Annotated in this window: 1 protein-coding gene; it reads right to left on the reverse strand. The window is 74.1% G+C overall.

Features of this window, described 5'->3' with window-relative positions; genetic code table 11:
* Nucleotides 1-84: 84 nt before the first annotated feature.
* The coding region (locus ACZ3GY_RS24140; RefSeq protein WP_465912289.1) for a hypothetical protein at nt 85-266 on the reverse strand (182 nt) is incomplete at its 5' end.

A 266-nucleotide genomic window follows, 5' to 3' on the forward strand; every position in this document is an offset into this window, starting at 1 on the left:
TCTTCGACCACCCCGAACCCGCGGATGCCTACGCGCTGGCGGTGCTGGAGCTCCTGCGCCGCACGCACTGAGTGCGTCGGGGTCTCACGTGACGGTGTGCACCGGCTCGGTGTCCGGGATGGGGCTCGCGTCGCGGTGGCGGAGGTCGGGGAATCCGCGGACGAACAGCACCGAGACGATCAGCCCCGCCGCCGCGAAGCCCGCGGCGGCGACGTACGCGCCCTGCGGGCCGACGCCGTCGACCAGGAAGCCGGCCACCGCGGAAC

Source organism: Pseudomonas sp. PME37.24/006, from assembly GCF_055556635.1.